Source organism: Tatumella citrea, from assembly GCF_002163585.1.
GTDB lineage: Bacteria > Pseudomonadota > Gammaproteobacteria > Enterobacterales > Enterobacteriaceae > Tatumella > Tatumella citrea.
In genome coordinates, this window is sequence record NZ_CP015579.1 from 4351685 (window position 1) to 4369172 (window position 17488).

14 protein-coding genes and 1 riboswitch are annotated in these 17488 nt (G+C 51.7%); of the genes, 8 read left to right on the forward strand and 6 right to left on the reverse strand.

Annotation, left to right across the window (positions count from 1 at the left end):
* Positions 1-34: 34 nt before the first annotated feature.
* The 3 genes from A7K98_RS20605 to A7K98_RS20615 are packed head-to-tail and all read left to right on the forward strand — an operon-like array spanning position 35 to position 3871.
* The gene (locus tag A7K98_RS20605; RefSeq protein ID WP_087490204.1) at positions 35-751 is read left to right on the forward strand and encodes a gluconate 2-dehydrogenase subunit 3 family protein; all 717 of its coding nucleotides are present in this window, start codon (positions 35-37) and stop codon (positions 749-751) included.
* Between the two features lie 20 nt (positions 752-771).
* Positions 772-2544, forward strand: a complete 1773-nt coding sequence (locus A7K98_RS20610; protein ID WP_087490205.1) for a GMC family oxidoreductase — start codon at positions 772-774, stop codon at positions 2542-2544.
* A gap of 1 nt (position 2545) precedes the next feature.
* Positions 2546-3871 carry a c-type cytochrome gene (locus A7K98_RS20615; RefSeq protein ID WP_087490206.1) on the forward strand — a complete coding sequence of 442 codons (1326 nt, stop codon included), beginning with the start codon at positions 2546-2548 and terminating at the stop codon, positions 3869-3871.
* Between the two features lie 81 nt (positions 3872-3952).
* Here A7K98_RS20615 and uca read toward each other — a convergent pair whose 3' ends face one another.
* The 6 genes from uca to A7K98_RS20645 all read right to left on the reverse strand — a co-directional run bounded on the left by uca (position 3953) and on the right by A7K98_RS20645 (position 11787).
* Positions 3953-7579, reverse strand: coding sequence for an urea carboxylase (uca, locus tag A7K98_RS20620; protein WP_087490207.1), 3627 nt, complete (start codon positions 7577-7579; stop codon positions 3953-3955).
* Between the two features lie 95 nt (positions 7580-7674).
* A complete protein-coding gene (locus A7K98_RS20625; RefSeq protein ID WP_087490208.1) occupies positions 7675-8310 on the reverse strand; it encodes an urea amidolyase associated protein UAAP2 in 636 nt (211 codons plus the stop codon).
* Positions 8307-9044 carry an urea amidolyase associated protein UAAP1 gene (locus A7K98_RS20630; protein ID WP_087490209.1) on the reverse strand — a complete coding sequence of 246 codons (738 nt, stop codon included), beginning with the start codon at positions 9042-9044 and terminating at the stop codon, positions 8307-8309. Before A7K98_RS20630 ends, A7K98_RS20625 begins: the two co-directional genes overlap by 4 nt.
* Positions 9045-9058: 14 nt before the next feature.
* Entirely contained in the window at positions 9059-9862 is an 804-nt protein-coding gene (locus A7K98_RS20635; protein WP_087490210.1) for an ABC transporter ATP-binding protein, read from the reverse strand.
* A gap of 19 nt (positions 9863-9881) precedes the next feature.
* Positions 9882-10694 (reverse strand): ABC transporter permease, encoded by an 813-nt coding sequence (locus A7K98_RS20640; RefSeq protein ID WP_087490211.1) that lies wholly within the window; start codon positions 10692-10694, stop codon positions 9882-9884.
* Between the two features lie 31 nt (positions 10695-10725).
* Entirely contained in the window at positions 10726-11787 is a 1062-nt protein-coding gene (locus A7K98_RS20645; RefSeq protein WP_407703128.1) for a putative urea ABC transporter substrate-binding protein, read from the reverse strand.
* 73 nt (positions 11788-11860) lie between these two features.
* A riboswitch (guanidine-I (ykkC/yxkD leader) is annotated at positions 11861-11963 on the reverse strand.
* Between the two features lie 550 nt (positions 11964-12513).
* Here A7K98_RS20645 and A7K98_RS20655 point away from each other — a divergent pair.
* Genes A7K98_RS20655 through allD form a run of 5 tightly spaced genes read left to right on the forward strand, consistent with a single transcriptional unit; the run spans position 12514 to position 17377 of the window.
* A complete protein-coding gene (locus A7K98_RS20655; RefSeq protein WP_087490214.1) occupies positions 12514-13323 on the forward strand; it encodes an ABC transporter ATP-binding protein in 810 nt (269 codons plus the stop codon).
* Positions 13324-13334: 11 nt separating this feature from the next.
* Positions 13335-14099 (forward strand): ABC transporter permease, encoded by a 765-nt coding sequence (locus A7K98_RS20660; RefSeq protein WP_087490215.1) that lies wholly within the window; start codon positions 13335-13337, stop codon positions 14097-14099.
* Positions 14087-15058: an ABC transporter substrate-binding protein gene (locus tag A7K98_RS20665; protein WP_169715425.1), complete on the forward strand. Its 972-nt coding sequence runs from the start codon at positions 14087-14089 to the stop codon at positions 15056-15058. Before A7K98_RS20660 ends, A7K98_RS20665 begins: the two co-directional genes overlap by 13 nt.
* 32 nt (positions 15059-15090) lie before the next feature.
* Positions 15091-16335 (forward strand): amidase, encoded by a 1245-nt coding sequence (locus A7K98_RS20670; RefSeq protein ID WP_157666035.1) that lies wholly within the window; start codon positions 15091-15093, stop codon positions 16333-16335.
* Positions 16325-17377, forward strand: coding sequence for an ureidoglycolate dehydrogenase (gene allD, locus A7K98_RS20675; protein WP_087490629.1), 1053 nt, complete (start codon positions 16325-16327; stop codon positions 17375-17377). The genes A7K98_RS20670 and allD overlap by 11 nt, the downstream gene beginning before the upstream one ends.
* Positions 17378-17488: the final 111 nt, after the last annotated feature.

The window sequence follows — 17488 nt, forward strand, 5'->3', positions numbered from 1 at the left end:
TCCTCTCTGAATCTGGTTAAGTGAGTAAATCATCATGAAGCGAAGAGAGTTTCTGTCATCAATGGCTGCGTTTGGTGCTGCCTCGGCGATCCCGCTGACCAATGCTGCCGAAATCTCTGGCGGCCAGCCCTGGCCGCCTGGTCAGGTGAGCCTGCCTCCGGGCTTGCCGAGAAAAGGCGGATTACAGTTTTTTACCCGCCATCAACTGGAAACCGTCGGAGCAATTGCTGAGCGGTTTATTCCCGCCGATGAATTAAGTATCAGTGGTAAAGAGGCCGGCTGCGCAATTTTTATCGATCGCCAACTGGCAGGGGATTTTGGCCAGGCTGTCACGGTGTACCGGCTGGGCCGGTTTGTTAAAGGCACTCCTGAGCAGGGGCCACAGTCACCTCTCACCCCGGCAGATCAATATCGTCTGGGCCTGAATGCGCTGGACAGCTATTGCCAGCAGCAGTTTCACCATAACTTTACTGAGTTGACCGGTGATCAGCAGGACCAGGTTTTGCAGGGCATGGAAACCGGGAAAATCAGCCTGGCTGAAAACTTTGACAGTAAGGTGTTTTTTGAACTGTTACTGCAAAACGTCCGTGAAGGTTTTCTGTCCGATCCCCTGTATGGCGGCAACAAAGATATGGCCAGCTGGAAAATGATTGGTTTTCCCGGTGCCCGTTATGACTTCCGCGATGTTATCGCCAAAAAAGGCCAAAAATTAAACATTATTCCTACCAGCCTGATTGATAACAACCTTTGAATAAATACTGAGCAAATGTAATGAATAATATTCGTCCAAAAGCTGATGTTGTTATTGTCGGTCTGGGATGGTGCGGCTCTTTAATTGCTGAAGAACTCACCCGGGCCGGAATGAATGTGGTGGCTATAGAACGTGGACCCTGGTGGGAAACCAGCACCGACTTCCCGCCATCCATTGATACTGATGAGCTGCGCTGGGACACCCGTCGTTCCATGTTGTTACCCCCGGCGGTCGAAACGACAACTTTCCGGAATAATACTTCACAGCAAGCCTTACCTTCCCGTGACTGGAACCTGAATGAACTTGGCTATAACGTCGGTGGATCCGGTACTCACTGGGCGGGAATGGCGTGGCGTTTTACGCCGTTTGATTTCCAGCCCTATTCGCAAACCGTGGCGCGTTACGGTAAGCAGCAGATTGTTCCGGGGCTGATTCTGCAGGACTGGGGGGTGAGTTATGATGAACTGGAGCCTTTCTATGATCGGTTTGAGAAAATAGCCGGAGTTTCCGGAAAGGCCGGTAAGTCAAATGGCAACGTGGTGCCGGAAGGTAATCCGTTTGAGGGTAACCGGAGCAGTGAGTATCCACTGCCGCCGCTGGAAAGTACCCGGCTAACCGATCTGTTTGAGCAGGGGGCAAAATCTCTCGGGCTCAATCCGTTTATGGTTCCTGCCGGTCAGGCTTCCCGTGCCTATGTTAACCCGTTAGGGGTTCGCATGGGGCCGTGCACCTATTGTGGTTATTGTTTGTACTATGGCTGCGGGAACTTCTCTAAATCCAGCCCGAATGCCTGTGTTATTCCCGCACTGATGCAGCGCGAAAACTTTACTGTGCTTACTGATTCTGCCGTTGTGAAGGTTAATAAGGCAGAGGACGGTAAGACGGCTACCGGTGTGACGTTTATTGATAAAAACAATAAGCAGTGGGAGCAACCGGCAGACATTGTCATCCTGTCCGCATTCCAGATGCAGAATGTGCGGTTGCTGTTGCTGTCTCAGATTGGTCAGCCTTATAACCCGCAGACAAAGCAAGGGGTGGTAGGGCGGGCTTACAGCTTCCAGACTGTCTCAGGAGCCAGCCTGTTCTTCAAAGATGAGTACCTGAATCAGTACATCGGTGCCGGAGCGCTTTCACAGCAGGTTGATGACTTTAACGGTGATAATTTTGACCATACCGGTAAAGGGTTTATCGGCGGTGCCGGGATTCTGGTCGTTGCCCGTGGAGCCAGGCCAATAGGTAATGCCGATACTCTGCCACCGGGAACTCCTCGCTGGGGGAAAGAATGGAAGCAGGCATATACCCATGCCTTCCAGAATGCGACCTTTATCTTTGGTCAGGGCACCAGTTATTCCCATGAAGATTATTATCTGGACCTGGATCCGGAATACAAAGATAAGTACGGATTGCCGTTACTTCGGGTGACGTTTGACTACAACGATAATGACCGGCGTTCGGCCAAATTTGTCGAACAGCGCAGTGTGGAAATCGGTAAAGCGATGGGAGCTGAGCGGGTTTTTGGCACTAACTCCGCTTCCGGCCATTACTCACCGTACAATTTCGCCAGCGATCACACTATCGGCGGAGCCGTCATGGGAACCGATCCCCGGACCAGTGTGTTAAATCGCTACCAGCAGAGCTGGGATGTGCACAATGTGTTCGTGCTGGGTGCTTCTTCTTTCCCGAATAATGCCGGATATAACCCGACAGGCACCATCGGTGCTCTTAGCTTATGGACTGCGAAAGCGATTATTGAGCAGTACAGAAAGAATCCTGGCCCGCTGGTGAAGGTGTGATATGAAAAAGACAACAATAGCCATTGCTGTTGCGGGGATCGTCGTGGTCGGCGCACTCGCTGCATTATGGATGAACGGCAGCACGCGGGCAGACGATGTAGCCGGAGACCAGGTGCAGACCAGCCAGCCGGTGTCTGCAGAAGACAGTGCGGCGGTGAAACGGGGTGAATACATCGCAGTAGCCGGTGACTGTGTCGCCTGCCATACTGCCCCGGGAAGTAAAACCCCGTTCAGTGGCGGATATGGGATTGATACGCCGTTTGGGACCATTTATGCCAGTAATATCACGCCTGATAACCAGACCGGAATTGGCCAGTGGACCGAACGTGATTTCTACCGGGCAGTTCGTCACGGTATTGGCCGGCAGGGCGAAAATCTCTACCCGGCGATGCCCTATAATGCCTACGTGAAGGTCAGTGATCAGGATATGCATGATCTGTGGATGTATATGCGTACGGTTAAACCGGTGAATCAGCAGCCGCCGGAAACTCACCTGCCGTTCCCTTATAATATCCGACTGGCAATGCGTGGCTGGAATCTGCTGTTTTTTAAAAATAGTGGATTTGATGCGAATAGCAGTCAGTCAGCAGAGTGGAACCGCGGGGCTTATCTGGTTCAGGGGCTTGAGCACTGTGCTGCCTGCCACACGCCGAAAAATATGCTGGGTGGAGATACGTCAGCGTATCTGCAAGGTAGCAGCCTCGGACAGTGGCATGCACCGGAAATTACCGGCAACACCTATACCGGTATTGGCCAGTGGAGTGAGCAACAGGTGGTTGATTACCTGAAAAGCGGCAGCAATCAGGTTGCAGTAGCTTCCGGACCGATGGCCGAAGCGGTGACCAATTCGACTCAACATCTGACGGATGCTGATCTGCGGGCCATTGCAGTCTATCTGAAATCCCAGCCGGGTTCGGCAAACCAAAAGCCAGCGGCTTTGGCAGCAACCAGCCCGTTGATGCAACAGGGAGCGAATGTTTATCAGGCAAACTGTAGTGCCTGTCATAACAGCGATGGCCGGGGAATACCTCAGCTGGCTGCCGGGTTGCGGGATAACCCGGGAATAATGGCGGCCGACAGCTCATCGGTCATTACTACTATTCTTGAAGGCGGGCGCGGCGCGGTGACCCTGAACAATCCGACCAGTGGTGCTATGCCCTCGTTCGCATGGAAACTGTCTGATCAGCAAATTGCCGCGGTATCTTCCTATATTCGCAACAGCTGGCAAAATGCGGCCCCGGCAGTGACTTCACAACAGGTGGCTGCAATGCGTAAGCAACTGAAACTGACCCCTCAGTTACCAGATAACGGAGAGCCGGCACATTAAGCATTAAAGCAGGCGTTGCCACACGGGGTGACTTTTAGTTTCGTCTCCCCGGGCAATGCCTGCTTTTTATCTCAACGGCTACTATTCCGTGACCCCCTGCTCACCATCGTCTGCCAGTTCAATAATTAACAGAGTCTGACCGGCTTCTACCTGCTCGCCCTGCTGACGGATCACTTGTTGCAGTGTACCGCTGACCGGTGAAATTACCGCGATTTCCATTTTCATCGACTCCAGTATGCCGAGCTGCTGGCCCTGGCGGATGTTTTCTCCGGGTTTAACCAGCCATTGCCAGACGCTGCCGGATACCAGGCTATCAATTCCGTAGCAGCCCTCGGGGATGGTATGTTGTTCTTCCGATAATGGCGCGGGCAAACTGCTGTCAAAGGTAAATTGTCCGTCAGCACGCCAACGCGAAAGCTCTTTTTCAAAAGCTGACTGGCGGTGCCGTTCAAATTCATCGATCTGCTGCTGCTGAGACTGTAAATCCTGCAGGTAACTCTCCAGCCGGAAAACCCCCTCTTCAACACGCAATGGATAATTGCCGTAAGGAAAAGCCTGACGAATGCGTAACAATTCATCGGCGCTCACCGGATAGAAGCGAATCTGGTCAAAGAAACGTAGCAGCCAGGGTTTTACAAAATCAGAGGTCGGACGATCCCGGTTCCACATTTGCAACGTTCGGCCGACAAACTGGTACCCTCCGGGCCCTTCCATACCGTAGACACAAAGATAAGCCCCTCCGATACCCACGGAGTTTTCAGCCGTCCAGGTTCGGGCGGGATTATACTTGGTGGTGACCAGGCGGTGGCGTGGGTCGAGCGGGGTGGCTACCGGTGCACCCAGGTAAACATCTCCCAGCCCCATGACCAGGTAGCTGGCATCAAAAACGATATTTTTGACTTGTTCAACGCTCTCCAGTCCGTTAATTCGCCGGATAAATTCGATATTATCAGGGCACCAGGGTGCCCCGGGACGTACTGACTGGCTATATTTTTCAATGGCTTCACGGCAGGCGTCGTCATCCCAGCTGAGAGGCAACCAGACGGTTCGTGACGGTACACTTGCCTGCTGCAAATCGCCCAGTGAGGTTTCGGCCTGCTGCAGATGGCGAATCAGGCTAAGCCGGGGAATTTGCTGGCTGTCAAAATGAACCTGAAGAGTGCGGATTCCCGGAGTGAGCTCCAGCATGCCGGGCAGCGGATGTTGTTCCAGCCATTGCATCAATGCGTGGACGCGGAAACGCAACGCAATATCCAGTACCGGGGATCCATATTCCACCAGAATAAAACGGTCACCGGCCGCCAGATAGCTGACGGAGGGCTGTGTTTGTTGGGGTTCACGGTGCCACAGTTGTGGGTCCTGTAAGGATTCAACTATTGTCGCTGGTGGCTGAGCCGTCAGGGTTAATATCTCCTGTTCCCCTGCGCTGGCCAGCAAATCAGCATCTTCCAGTGAGACCGGAATAAAACGCAATTTATCACCGGATTTCAGCTGCCCCAGTTTCCACAGATCGGCATGGATAACCGTGGCCGGGCAGACAAATCCACCTAGTGAAGGGCCATCCGGACCAAGAATCACAGGCATGTCACCGGTAAAATCAACAGTCCCAAAGGCGTAAGCATTGTCGTGAATATTTGACGGGTGCATCCCGGCCTCGCCCCCGTCACTGCGGGCCCATTCGGGTTTAGGGCCGATTAAGCGGATACCAGTCCGGCTTGAGTTGTAGTGGACCTGCCAGACTGCGTCAAAGAATTGCGTAATATCTTGTGGGGTGAAATATTTGGGTGCTCCCTGAGGCCCGTAAATTACCCGTAAGCAAGTCACTGTTTCATCCTCCGGCAGCAGTGCTGCTGGCAGTGCCCGGGGAGTGCGGATTTCCGGTGCCGCCAGGTGCAGCACATCTCCGCTGCGTAACTGGCGCCCGGCATGACCGCCAAATTTACCCAGGGTAAATGTACTCCGGCTCCCGAGATACACCGGGCAGTCCAGTCCCCCGGCCAGCAATAAATAGCTGCGGCATCCGTGGCCGGTAACACGGCCCAGACTTAGCGTCTGTCCGGCAGTGATATTGCAAATCTGCCACATCGGCAGCGGCTGATTGTCCAGCCGTGCCTCGATCATCGCGCCGGTAATCACAATGGCGCAGTCCTGATTAAAGCGTAATACCGGGCCATTCAGAGTGATTTCCAGCCCGGCGGCATCTTCATCATTACCCAGTAAACGGTTGCCGAGGCGAAATGAGCGTTGGTCAAATGGCCCGGAAGGGGGAACACCGATATGCCAGTAACCCTGTCTGCCGGTGGCATCCTGAATACTGGTCAGTGTGCCTGCCGTCATCACATCCAGCGTGGCGGGCTGGCAGGTGATATCACTCAGGGTGGATGTGATTACTTTTCCTTGCAGCACAGTGGGTTGCTGCAAAAGATAGCGCAGATAATTCAGGTTAGTTTCAATACCGTACAGTGAAATATCGTGCAATGTGGTACTCAGTGCCTGCAGCGCCTGTGCCCGGTCATCGGAATGCACAATAACTTTTGCCAGCATTGGGTCATATAAAGGAGAAATATCACTGCCGCTGTCGATCCAGCTGTCGATACGTAACTGAGCGTCTGCCACACTTGCCGGGAAACTGACCTGGCTGAGCAGACCGGCACAGGGCTGAAATTGTTTAGCAGGATCTTCGGCATACAGTCGGACCTGAATCGCATGTCCTTTTGGGGTCAGTTCTGCCAGCGATGAAAGAGGTGGCAGGTTTCCTGCGCCAAGTTGAACCATCCAGCTAACAATATCGACACCGTAGACCATTTCCGTCACACCATGTTCTACCTGCAACCGGGTATTCACTTCCAGAAAATAAAACTGTTCGCTTCTGACATCAAAAACATATTCGACCGTACCGGCACTGCGGTAGTTTACCGCTTTACCAAGCCGCACTGCGGTTTCGGCCAACGCTTTCCTGACTTCGGCAGACAGGCCAGGCGCCGGAGTTTCTTCGATAACTTTCTGATTACGTCGCTGTGCAGAACAGTCACGTTCACCCAGAGAGATAACATCACCTTTGCCATCGCCAAAAATCTGTACTTCAATATGCCGGGCTTCAGCGATAAATTTTTCTAAAAATACGCCATCATCGGCAAAGTTGTTGCCAGCAAGTCGTTTTACCCGGGTAAAAGCCTCACTGAGACTGTCGGCATCATCGCAGCGCTGCATACCAATGCCACCGCCGCCCGCAGTACTTTTCAGCATGACCGGATAACCAATCTCTGCTGCAGCCGCCAGTGCCTGTGGCGCATCCTGTAATAACCCACTGCCGGGCAGCAACGGGACATGGTTCTCTTTTGCCAGCTGTCGGGCGCGGTGTTTCAGACCAAATGCGGCCATCTGCTCCGTGGTCGGTCCAAGGAAAATGACTCCCTGCTGGTGGCAACGTTCAACAAAGCCGGCATTTTCCGACAAAAAACCGTAGCCGGGATGAATGGCATCGGCCTGGCATTGTGCAGCGACAGACAGTAATTTATCCTGGTCAAGATAGGTATCCCGTACATTGCCGTTACCCAGAAAATACGCGTCATCTGCCAGCCGGACATGCAGTGAATGTCGATCGGCTTCGGCATAAACTGCGACTGAACGTATGCCCATCAGTTTCAGAGTTCGTATGATACGCACGGCAATGGCGCCGCGATTGGCAATTAAAACGCAGGTAAACATCGTGGACTCACTCATTGTTGTGCAGGTCGTCCTGCGGAACTCTGATGCGTGACTGGCTGCGGGTCGTCCCGGCACACGCGCTTAATGGCTGCTGGTTACCAGACGGCGACTTCAATCGGGGTAGGGTTATAGCCATTACACGGATTATTCAGCTGCGGGCAATTGGAGATTAAGACCAGGATATTCATTCTGGCGATCATCTCGACATATTTGCCCGGGGCGGAAACGCCGTCTTCAAAGGTCAACCCGCCCTGTGCTGTCACCGGGACATTCATAAAGAAATTGATGTTATGGGTAATATCTTGTTTTTTCAGACCATAATGCGGGTTTTCGGCGATTGCCAGCATCCAGCTGTCGCGGCAGGAGTGCATATGCCGCTTTTCCAGAGAGTAGCGCACGGTATTGCTTTCGGAAGAACAGGCTCCCCCCAGAGTATCGTGGCGGCCACAGGTGTCGGCAACAATCTCCAGCATCGGTCGGTTTTCATTCGAACGCAGTACCGTGCCGGTGGTCAGGAACACATTTTTTTGACCACGCAATGTGTCGGCCATGCTGTACCGTTCAGCAATATCATCGGCGTTGAAAAACAAAGTATCGGCGGCCTGATTACCCTCGCTATCGATCAGGCGCAATGTCTGCCCGGCTTCGATACGATGAAGCCAGTAATCTCCGGCTTTTACCGGAGCGCGATAGCTGGCATCCTCAATCCGGCGTGAACTGGTCTTAATCATACGAGAGTCTCCCGGCGTAAAGTGTTCTGGTTATAGAGGGTATTGTTGGTATTCCCGCGCTGATTCTCTTCATGAGTCAGGCAGTGAGCGGGCAACGGTGCGAAGTTATCCAGCAGTTCGATACTGACAGGTGCCTGTGGCCAACTGACAGAGGTGGTCAACGGGTGCGGGCAGGTATGCATAATCACCAGAGTATCCATCGCGAATCGCAGGGTGACGCTGGCAGCTGGTTGCGGTTGTTGTTGCAGGGTCAGATTGCCTTCATCGTCCACGGTGACTTTGGAAAACCAGTTAACGCAGGCGGCCATATCCCGTTTACCTAAACCGTATTTCGCCAGTTCGACCAGAAAGCTGTCGTAGCCGTTCTGGTGACGTTGATTATGTGCCTGCTGATAATCGAGAGGCCCGAAGTGTTGCTGAGTATCTTCGGCATTCATCGTGCCACACACGGTATCGTGCCAGCCAAAATTGTCCTGTTCGATACCGCAGAAAATGCGGCCCATATCGGAGTAAAGACAATGGCCGTGGCTAAGCCGAAAGGTATGCTGGCATTTCAGCGTATCGGGCGCGTTATATTTTTCCAGCAGGTCCTGTGGGTTGTAAAAAAGCATACCGAGATTGGCGGTCCCTTGCGGATCGGTCAGGCGCAGTGCAGAGCCGCGTTTAACCAGCAGTGACCAGTGGGAGCCGGCGGGGAGCAATGTCTGGTATAAACTGTCGCTGGATGCAGTCATGGTGTTCTCCTCTGTCATTGTTTGTCAGACGATGTGTCGGCAGGGTAAACCTGCTGACTGATTTTGTGCCTGATATCGGCGGAAAGGCTGCCCGCAGCTCCCCGATCCAGGGGGATGTCATAGGTGATACTGGCACCCCAGGCATCAGGGGCCTGCGGGTCATGGCGAATTTTGTCGAATACCCAAAGCCTTGAGCCGAGCGAAAAACCTTCTTTCAGATCGTGAGTAATCATAAATATGGTCAGCTGATGTTGTTGCCAGAGGCGGGTTATCAGTTGATGCATATCTTTGCGGATCCCCGGGTCCAGGGCTCCAAAGGGTTCATCGAGCAGCAATATTCTGGGTTTTTTGGTCAATGCCTGAGCTAATGCCAGACGCTGTTGCATCCCCCCTGACAGCTGGTGCGGATATTTATCCAGGGCATGGCCCAGGCCTACCTGCTGTAACATTTCGGTGGCACTGGCAGCGATAGCTTTACGTTTGCTGCCAAAGACCCGGCCGAACCAGCGGGCCTGAACAAACTCTTCTCCGATCATCACATTTTGCAGTGCGGTCAGATGTGGGAAGACCGAATAGCGCTGAAATACCACACCACGGTCTTCACCGGGTTCTTGTTTGATGGGCTTACCATCAAGCAGAATCTCACCCTTACTCGGAGTTTCAGTCCCCAGCATCATTTTAAGAAAGGTCGTTTTTCCGCAACCGGATGCACCGACGATCGACACAAACTCACCTTTTTGTACTTCAGCATTCACCCGCTCAAGTACCACCTGCTGGTCATAATGTTTTTCCAGATTACGCATGCTCAGTAAGCTCATTGCTCATTCCCTCTCTGGTTTATTTAACGTAGTACCAGGGCCAGCAGCGGCGGCTGATAATCCGCAGCAAGGCATCCAGCGTAAAGGCCAGCAATGTTATCCAGGCGACATAGGGCAGAATCATGTCCATCGCCAGATAGCGCCGCATCAGAAAGATGCGGTAACCCAGTCCTTCCGTTGCAGCAATAGCTTCTGCTGCAATCAGAAATAACCAGGCTGAACCCAGTGATAACCGGACGGCATCGAACAGTCGTGGCAGCAACTGAGGCAGAATGATTCGCCACAGGATTTGCCCGCTATGTGCGCTCAGTGTCTGAGCCTTAATTAATTGTTCCTGAGGAATGGACTGAACATGTTGCTGTAAATCCCTGGCGATAAAAGGAGTGACGCCTACGGCTATCAGCACCACTTTTGACAACTCACCCAACCCGAAAATAATAAACAGTATTGGCAGTACCGCCAGGGGTGGAATCAGTGCAAACAGCGTAACCAAAGGGGATATCAGAGCGCGGACTGCCGGTAATGCGCCGCAAAAAATACCCAGAGCCAGCCCGAGAAATGCACTTATCCCTATTCCACTCAGCAGCCGTAGCAGGCTGGCATAAGTATCGGTCCACAGCAGGTATTGTCCGGTTCGGGGATCGCGGGTAAAAGCAGCGCGGTAAAACGCATCTCCCATTGAACTGAAGGACGGTAACAGCTTATCGAAAGCATTAACCGACAAGCGGGCATCCGAAGCCATCAGATACACCAGTACCAGCAACATCAGAGGCAACAGCCCCATCAGGCCGCGTGACAGGCGTGGCGGTTGGTAGTTGATCATTTTTTTCATCGAATGCCCTGTTTATCAATTGAACAGATGGTTATAGCTGGTTGTTTGCCGCGAGTTTCACAAACTCATCGGTGAAATGAAGTTTCAGATTGGCCGGATTTCCCCAGTTACCAGCCGGAGTGGTAATCCCTACCGCGGCTGCATCTGCTGCGCCTTCACCCAGTAAGCCGTGGGCAAAGGAGAACTGAGCAACGGATTGCATAGTGGTTTTGATCTGTGGGCCATCAACAAAAGCCAGTGTTTGCTGAGGAGTGCTGAACAGATAAGTGTCCGCAATTTGTTCGTCGAAACCTTTCAGGTCAGTGCCTGATTCACTTGCCATGTAGGTCCGGGCCTTAATGGCATCAGGGCTGTTGCCTTGCATGGCTTTGAGTGTTTCATACCAGGCGCCGGTCAGGGCTTTACCCAGTTCCGGATGCGCTTTCAGGGTATTGCTGTTGACCACCAGCAGGTCGAGGATTTCGCCCGGGATTTGGGCGGAGGAGAAGATTTCCTTACTGCCAGGCTGCTTTTTAGCCTCTGCCAGCAGTGGGTTCCAGGTGACAATAGATTTTACGTCCGGGGTTCCAAAGGCAGCGACCAGGTCTGCATCGGCAGTGTTTACAACCTTGATATCTTTTTCGCTCATGCCGGATTTTTCCAGCGCCCGGGCCAGTAAATATTCTGAAACCGACAGTTGCACCAGGTTCACCGATTGTCCTTTCAGTGATTTAACATCCCCATCACCTTTCAGCAGGATGCCATCGTTGCCGTTAGAGTAATCACCGACAATCAGTGCGGTACTGTCTACGCCGCCAGTGGCCGGAATTGTCAGCGCATCCATATTGGTCATGGTGCAGCCATCAAATCCGCCGGAAGTATATTGATTAACCGACTCAATATAGTCATTCACCTGAACAAACTGGATTTTGATACCGTATTTATTTGCCCATTTTGCCAGGATGCCACTTTTCTGTGCGTAGTCCCATGGCATCCATCCGGCATAAATGGACCAGGCAATTTTGAAGGTGGGTTCGGTGGCAGCCATTACAGGCCGGGTAATCAATGCTGTCAGGCACAGGGCACATAACAACAGGCGTTGACGGGTCTTAATCATGGCAATTCCTCTGACGGTAAGCATGGATAAAAGGCAGGAGGTCGATGGCGAGAACGGTTCTCGCTTTTTGGCCTCCCGGGTTTTTATCCCGCCGTGTAACCGCCAGAGGGCGGTCGATCACTCTCGGACCAGACATCTGTATCTGACAGACCGGAACCCTAGTGATCATTTTTCAAATTGTATGCCGACACCGGTTTCCCGCTATCGATCCTGCTGAGGTAATACAGGCAAAATCCTTGCCAGAATGATCGGTTGCCTGCCTGCGCAGCCTGTTATCCGGATTTTAGTTATTGAACTCAAAGAAATTAAATTGTTTTCCAGCGCGAGATTTGCAGCAAAAATTAACTGCCAGGCCGGCTAATGCTGGCTGATAAATATTTCTTTCTCCCCGTGACTGTGCAAACTGCACTGAATCAGCGCGGGTGCTTTTTATTCGCTGAAAATACCGATGAAATAAAGCGACTTTTTATCTTTATCCGTCAGGTATACCGCGAATCAGATAAAGTCCGGATAATAATATATCTGACATATATTATTATTGTACAATTGCACCATTAAAGTGATATCCCCCGTAATCAGGCTCTAATTCCGAAGTTTTATTTCTCACAGTTGTTTTGACTAACCTATATAAAACAGTGGTTTATTTTATTTCATCTCTGGCATGGTATGTGCATAGCGATTATCTGTAGCAGAATTTACGGATAACCATGAGGCAGAGGAATAATGAGTCATTTGCAGGAATCTGAATCACCGCACCCCCTGGAGATAAATCAGTTAAGCCATCATTTTGTACTGGAAAATGGCGAAGAGTTACGGTTATTTCAGTTTCTTAACTTCGTTGTAAAAGCGGGCGAAATTGTTGCGGTTGTTGGACGGAGTGGTGCCGGAAAAAGTACTTTGTTTAATCTGATTTCAGGATTACTGAAACCCAGTTCCGGCAGTGTGGTATTAGGGCCGGCTAAAAACGGTGCTGTGGGTCGTATTGCTTATATGTTGCAAAAAGATCTGTTATTACCGTGGCGAACCATTCTGGATAATGCCTTACTTGGCATTGAGTTATTCCGAAAAATTACCCCGGCCGATCGTCAGAGAGCGATTGATATGCTGGCTCGCTACGGCCTTTCTTCGGTAGAAAATGCCTATCCGGCTTCTCTGTCCGGCGGGATGAAACAACGGGTTGCCCTGACCCGAACACTGTTATGTGACCCGACAGTGATCCTGCTCGATGAACCTTTCTCTGCACTGGATTATGAAACCCGGCTGATGCTGGAAGATGACGTTATGAATCTGACCAGAACCGGAGAGACCAGTGTCATTCTGGTAACTCACGATATTGATGAAGCTATTGCCATGAGTGACCGGGTGGTCCTGCTTGGCGGCCGGCCGGCAAAAATCGTGATGGAGCAAAAAATTGACCTGACCACCCAGGGACCGAGAACAGCCGTTTCTGCCCGCGGAGCGCCTGAGTTTCATGATTACCATACCCAGATTTGGGATGGCTTAAGAATGAATAACGTAGCTCACGGCAAATAGGACTGACATCAATGACAAAAAATGCAGATAAGCGCAGAGCGACAATCATTGTCTTTTTTATTCTTTTTTTACTGGTGTGTTTATGGGGACTGGCAGCTCAGCAGAACTGGATTAATGGTCAGTTATTAGGTTCACCCTACGGTATTTATCACTCAGCCGTTATTGGTCTGACCCAGGGACAACTGATTTTTGATACCTGGATTACCTTTTATGAAACGATCATGGGTCTGGTGATTGGTAGCGGGTTGGGGATTATTCTCGGTCTGGGGTTATGGTTTTACCCAAAACTGTCGCAGGTTGGTGAGCAATTCTCTGTCATCCTCAACAGCATTCCCAAAATTGCCCTCGGTCCGCTGATCATTATCTGGTTTGGCTCAGATACCACCTCAAAAATCTGGTTGTCTGCTATTTCTTCATTTGCCGTCGCGATGATTTCTGCCTGCGCTGTGGCCAGAGAAATCGACAGCGATTTAATGAACCTGTTTCGTTCTTTCAAAGCCTCTAATGCACAGGTATTCAAAAAGCTGATTATACCGTCGTCGGTGCCGTGGATTTTTTCCATTATCCGGATCAACGTCGGCTTTTCGCTGATTGGTGCAGTGGTGGGGGAATATATTTCGTCAAATAACGGCCTGGGGCATGAAATTTTTGTGGCGGGTTCGTTGTTTGATCTTAATACCGTTTGGCTTGGCGTCATTGTACTGACAGTGATGGCATCGTTGGTAACCTGGTGTATTCAATATATTGAGAAAAGGGTGGTTAAATGGAAAGCATGAAAATGAAATCTGTTCGTAAACTGGCGGCGGTAGCTGTGCTGGCCGGAACCTCAGCGTTTGCCTCATTTGCAGAGGCAAACCAGCCTGCTGTCATTTATGAAGCTTTCCACTCGATTCAGTATCTGCCGCTGTATGTTGGTATCGATCAGGGGATTTTTGCTAAACATGGCGTGGATTTAAAACTGATGACGGCCGGCAGTGGTGCGCAGGCCGTAGCCGCGGTGATTGGCGGGCACGCAGATTTCTCGTTACAGGACCCGATGACCGCCGTACTGGCACATATTAAAGGCGCACCGATCACCAATATCGGGCTGGTGGTTGCCGGGGTACCGGTATGGATTATTGCCCCACCTTCAGCCAACCTGCATTCCGAAGCCGATCTGAAAGGTAAAACGGTTTCTACTGCAATGCCTCCAAGCACCACTACTTATCTGTTACAGCAGTTGATAAAAGATAAAGGGATTCAGGGGGTGAATCTGAGCACTGTTCAGCTGGGCACTGAGTTATCACCGTTAGGCGTCGGTCGTGCTCAGGCGGCAACTGTCTATGAACCTCAGGTCGATCAGGGAATTGCCAGCGGCTATAAGATTGTTTACTCGTTTAATGATAAGTATCAGGGAGAGTTTGCGTTCTCTGCAATTGATGCTCTGGAGTCAACAGTTAAAAGTAAACCAGAGATGGTGAAAAACTTTATCGAAGGTCTGGCTGAAGCCGAAAAAGTGATTCATAACTCTCCGGATATTGCCCGTCAGGTAGCGATTAAAGAATTCCCGACTCTGGATGCCAAAGTAGTGACTAATGCGGTAGACCGTCTGGCAAAAAATAACATTTATGCAGTCGATCCGTTTATTTCCGAAGGGGCATTTAATAATGCCATTAATGTGCAGCAGTACATCGGCAATATTAAACCGGGTCAGGTCACTTACGCAGATGTAGTACATAACATCTATAAGAAATAATCCGTGATTATCGGGTCATGACGGGAAGCAATATGAAACAGACCACCCCGCTGGCGCAGGCAATGGCTGCGGCACAACAAAGAAATCCTGAGCTGAAGGCATTTGTGTATCTGCCTGATAATTATCCGGAAACACCAGCGGGATTACCGCTTTCCGGCATTCCTGTCGCGGTGAAAGATCTTATAGAAACCAGGGATATGCCCACCGGTTACGGTTGCCCGCTGTTTCAGGGGCACCTGCCGGCAGAAGATGCACAAATCGTCCGGCAGCTGAAAGCTACTGGTGCGACGATTTTTGGTAAAACAGCTACGACTGAGTTTGCCTGGCGCCATCCTGCAGCAACGGTTAATCCGTGGAACTACCGCCATACTCCGGGAGGCTCTTCCAGCGGTTCGGCCGCGGCTGTCGCGGCAGGTATCGTCAATATCGCCCTGGGCACCCAGACCGTAGGGTCGGTTATTCGTCCGGCCGCCTACTGTGGTGTGGTCGGGTTTAAACCGACTTATGGGCGGGTGTCGGTGGAGGGTATTCAGCCGCTGGCAGAGTCGCTCGACCACGCTGGTTTTATTGTCTCTGATTGCTACTATGCCAGCCTTTGTCAGCAAGCCATAGTTGATAATCAGACCACGGTATCACCCCCTGTCGCGGTGAAGCCACGCCGGGTCAGGCTGTATATGCCAGAGCAATGGCAGTCAGCGGATGAGGAACTGAAAAGCTGGTTTTCCGGGATTATCGGCTGGCTGAATGAGCAGGGAATTGAATGCCGGCCGCTTGAGGCAGCAGATAAGGCGCCGGAATGGCTGGCAGCACTGGAAACTATTCTGGCTTATGAAGCCTGTCAGGGGTTGTCGGCGAAAATTGGTGAAGATTTATCTGCGGTCGGTAAAGCTACTTCGGCCCTGATTCAACAGGGGCGGGAGACCTCTCTGCAGGTCTATCAACAGGCAATAACCTTTATGCAGCAATGCCGCCGCCAGCGTGATGACTATTTTCCTGACAGCGATGTGATTCTGTCGCTGGCAGCGCCGTCAGTGGCTCCGCAAGGGCTGTCTTCGACGGGCGATGCTTCGTTCTGTGCTCCCTGGTCATTCCTTGGATTACCTGCCATTACACTACCTGGCGGAATTTCCGCTCAGCGTTTACCGATAGGCCTCCAGCTGATCGGCCACTCAATGAAGGAAAGTGATTTAATTTCAATCGCCTGTTGGTTTGAGTCACGTTTGCCGCGTATCAGGGCACCGTTGAACGGCGGAGGGAGTAGCAGTGATAAGAGTTGACCCGCAGCAGTTACAGACACTGATCAGCGATAAACTGCAGCGTGCCGGTCTGCAGGCACTTCATGCCGCGACCGTTGCGGATTCGCTGGTGCATGCAGATAAACGGGGTGTCCATTCACATGGTGCACTGCGGACTGAATATTATGTTGAGCGGATCTGTAAAGGAGGGATCAATACAGCCCCTGAATTTACTGTCCGTCATGAATTACCGTCAGTGATGATTTTTGATGGTGATAATGGTCCGGGGCACTTTGCAGCGCAGCAGGCAATGACGCGTGGTATTGAAATTGCCAGGCAGCAGGGGTTGTGTGCTGTCGGTATCCGCCGCATCAGCCACAGCGGCGCGCTGTCATTTTTTGTTGAGCAGGCAGCAAAGTCGGGAATGGTGGCGCTATCTTTATGCCAGTCTGATCCCATGGTTGTGCCTTTTGGTGGCTCAGAACCTTACTATGGAACCAATCCGATAGCGTTTGCCGCCCCGGGCGAAGGTGATGATTATATGATGTTGGATATGGCAACCAGCGTCCAGGCCTGGGGGAAAATCCTTGATGCCCGCCTTCGCCATCAGCCTATCCCGTCTGACTGGGCGGTGGATAGCAGCGGTCAGCCAACCACTGATCCTACGGCAGTTGCGGGCCTGAATGCTATTTCAGGGCCAAAGGGTTACGGGTTAATGATGATGGTGGATGTGTTGGCAGGGATGTTACTGGGGCTGCCCTTTGGCAAGCATGTCTCATCCATGTACCAGAATATGTCGGAAGGCCGAAATCTCGGACAGTTGCACGTGATTTTCAATCCTGCGGCATTTACTGACAGTGCTGTTTTTCGGGCCAGTGTCTCCCGCTCGATGGCGGAGCTAAAGGCCAGTAAACCGGCACAAGGGGTGGATCGGGTACTTTATCCGGGCGAAGACTGTATCCTGCGTGAGGCTTTGGCCGACGCACAGGGAGTGGCTGTCAATGAAGATGTCTGGCGTTATCTGCAAAGTGAGACGCTGCATTCTGACCGTTATGAAACCGGCAATCCGTTTAACGGCCGCTAAACAGACGGCTGTCTTAATCTCTCCCCACAGGGTTTAACTCCCACGTTTTGTCTCCGCAGATCCGTTTTCAGGAAATGCGGATTTTTTATTGTCTGCATAAATGGTAGGGTG

Excerpts from the sequence above, each read along its gene's own strand:
- A7K98_RS20605 (WP_087490204.1), top strand. The coding sequence starts at position 35 with ATGAAGCGAAGAGAGTTTCTGTCATCAATGGCTGCGTTTGGTGCTGCC.
- A7K98_RS20610 (WP_087490205.1), top strand. The coding sequence starts at position 772 with ATGAATAATATTCGTCCAAAAGCTGATGTTGTTATTGTCGGTCTGGGA.
- A7K98_RS20615 (WP_087490206.1), top strand. The coding sequence starts at position 2,546 with ATGAAAAAGACAACAATAGCCATTGCTGTTGCGGGGATCGTCGTGGTC.
- uca (WP_087490207.1), bottom strand. The coding sequence starts at position 7,579 with ATGTTTACCTGCGTTTTAATTGCCAATCGCGGCGCCATTGCCGTGCGT.
- A7K98_RS20625 (WP_087490208.1), bottom strand. The coding sequence starts at position 8,310 with ATGATTAAGACCAGTTCACGCCGGATTGAGGATGCCAGCTATCGCGCT.
- A7K98_RS20630 (WP_087490209.1), bottom strand. The coding sequence starts at position 9,044 with ATGACTGCATCCAGCGACAGTTTATACCAGACATTGCTCCCCGCCGGC.
- A7K98_RS20635 (WP_087490210.1), bottom strand. The coding sequence starts at position 9,862 with ATGAGCTTACTGAGCATGCGTAATCTGGAAAAACATTATGACCAGCAG.
- A7K98_RS20640 (WP_087490211.1), bottom strand. The coding sequence starts at position 10,694 with ATGAAAAAAATGATCAACTACCAACCGCCACGCCTGTCACGCGGCCTG.
- A7K98_RS20655 (WP_087490214.1), top strand. The coding sequence starts at position 12,514 with ATGAGTCATTTGCAGGAATCTGAATCACCGCACCCCCTGGAGATAAAT.
- A7K98_RS20660 (WP_087490215.1), top strand. The coding sequence starts at position 13,335 with ATGACAAAAAATGCAGATAAGCGCAGAGCGACAATCATTGTCTTTTTT.
- A7K98_RS20665 (WP_169715425.1), top strand. The coding sequence starts at position 14,087 with ATGGAAAGCATGAAAATGAAATCTGTTCGTAAACTGGCGGCGGTAGCT.
- A7K98_RS20670 (WP_157666035.1), top strand. The coding sequence starts at position 15,091 with ATGAAACAGACCACCCCGCTGGCGCAGGCAATGGCTGCGGCACAACAA.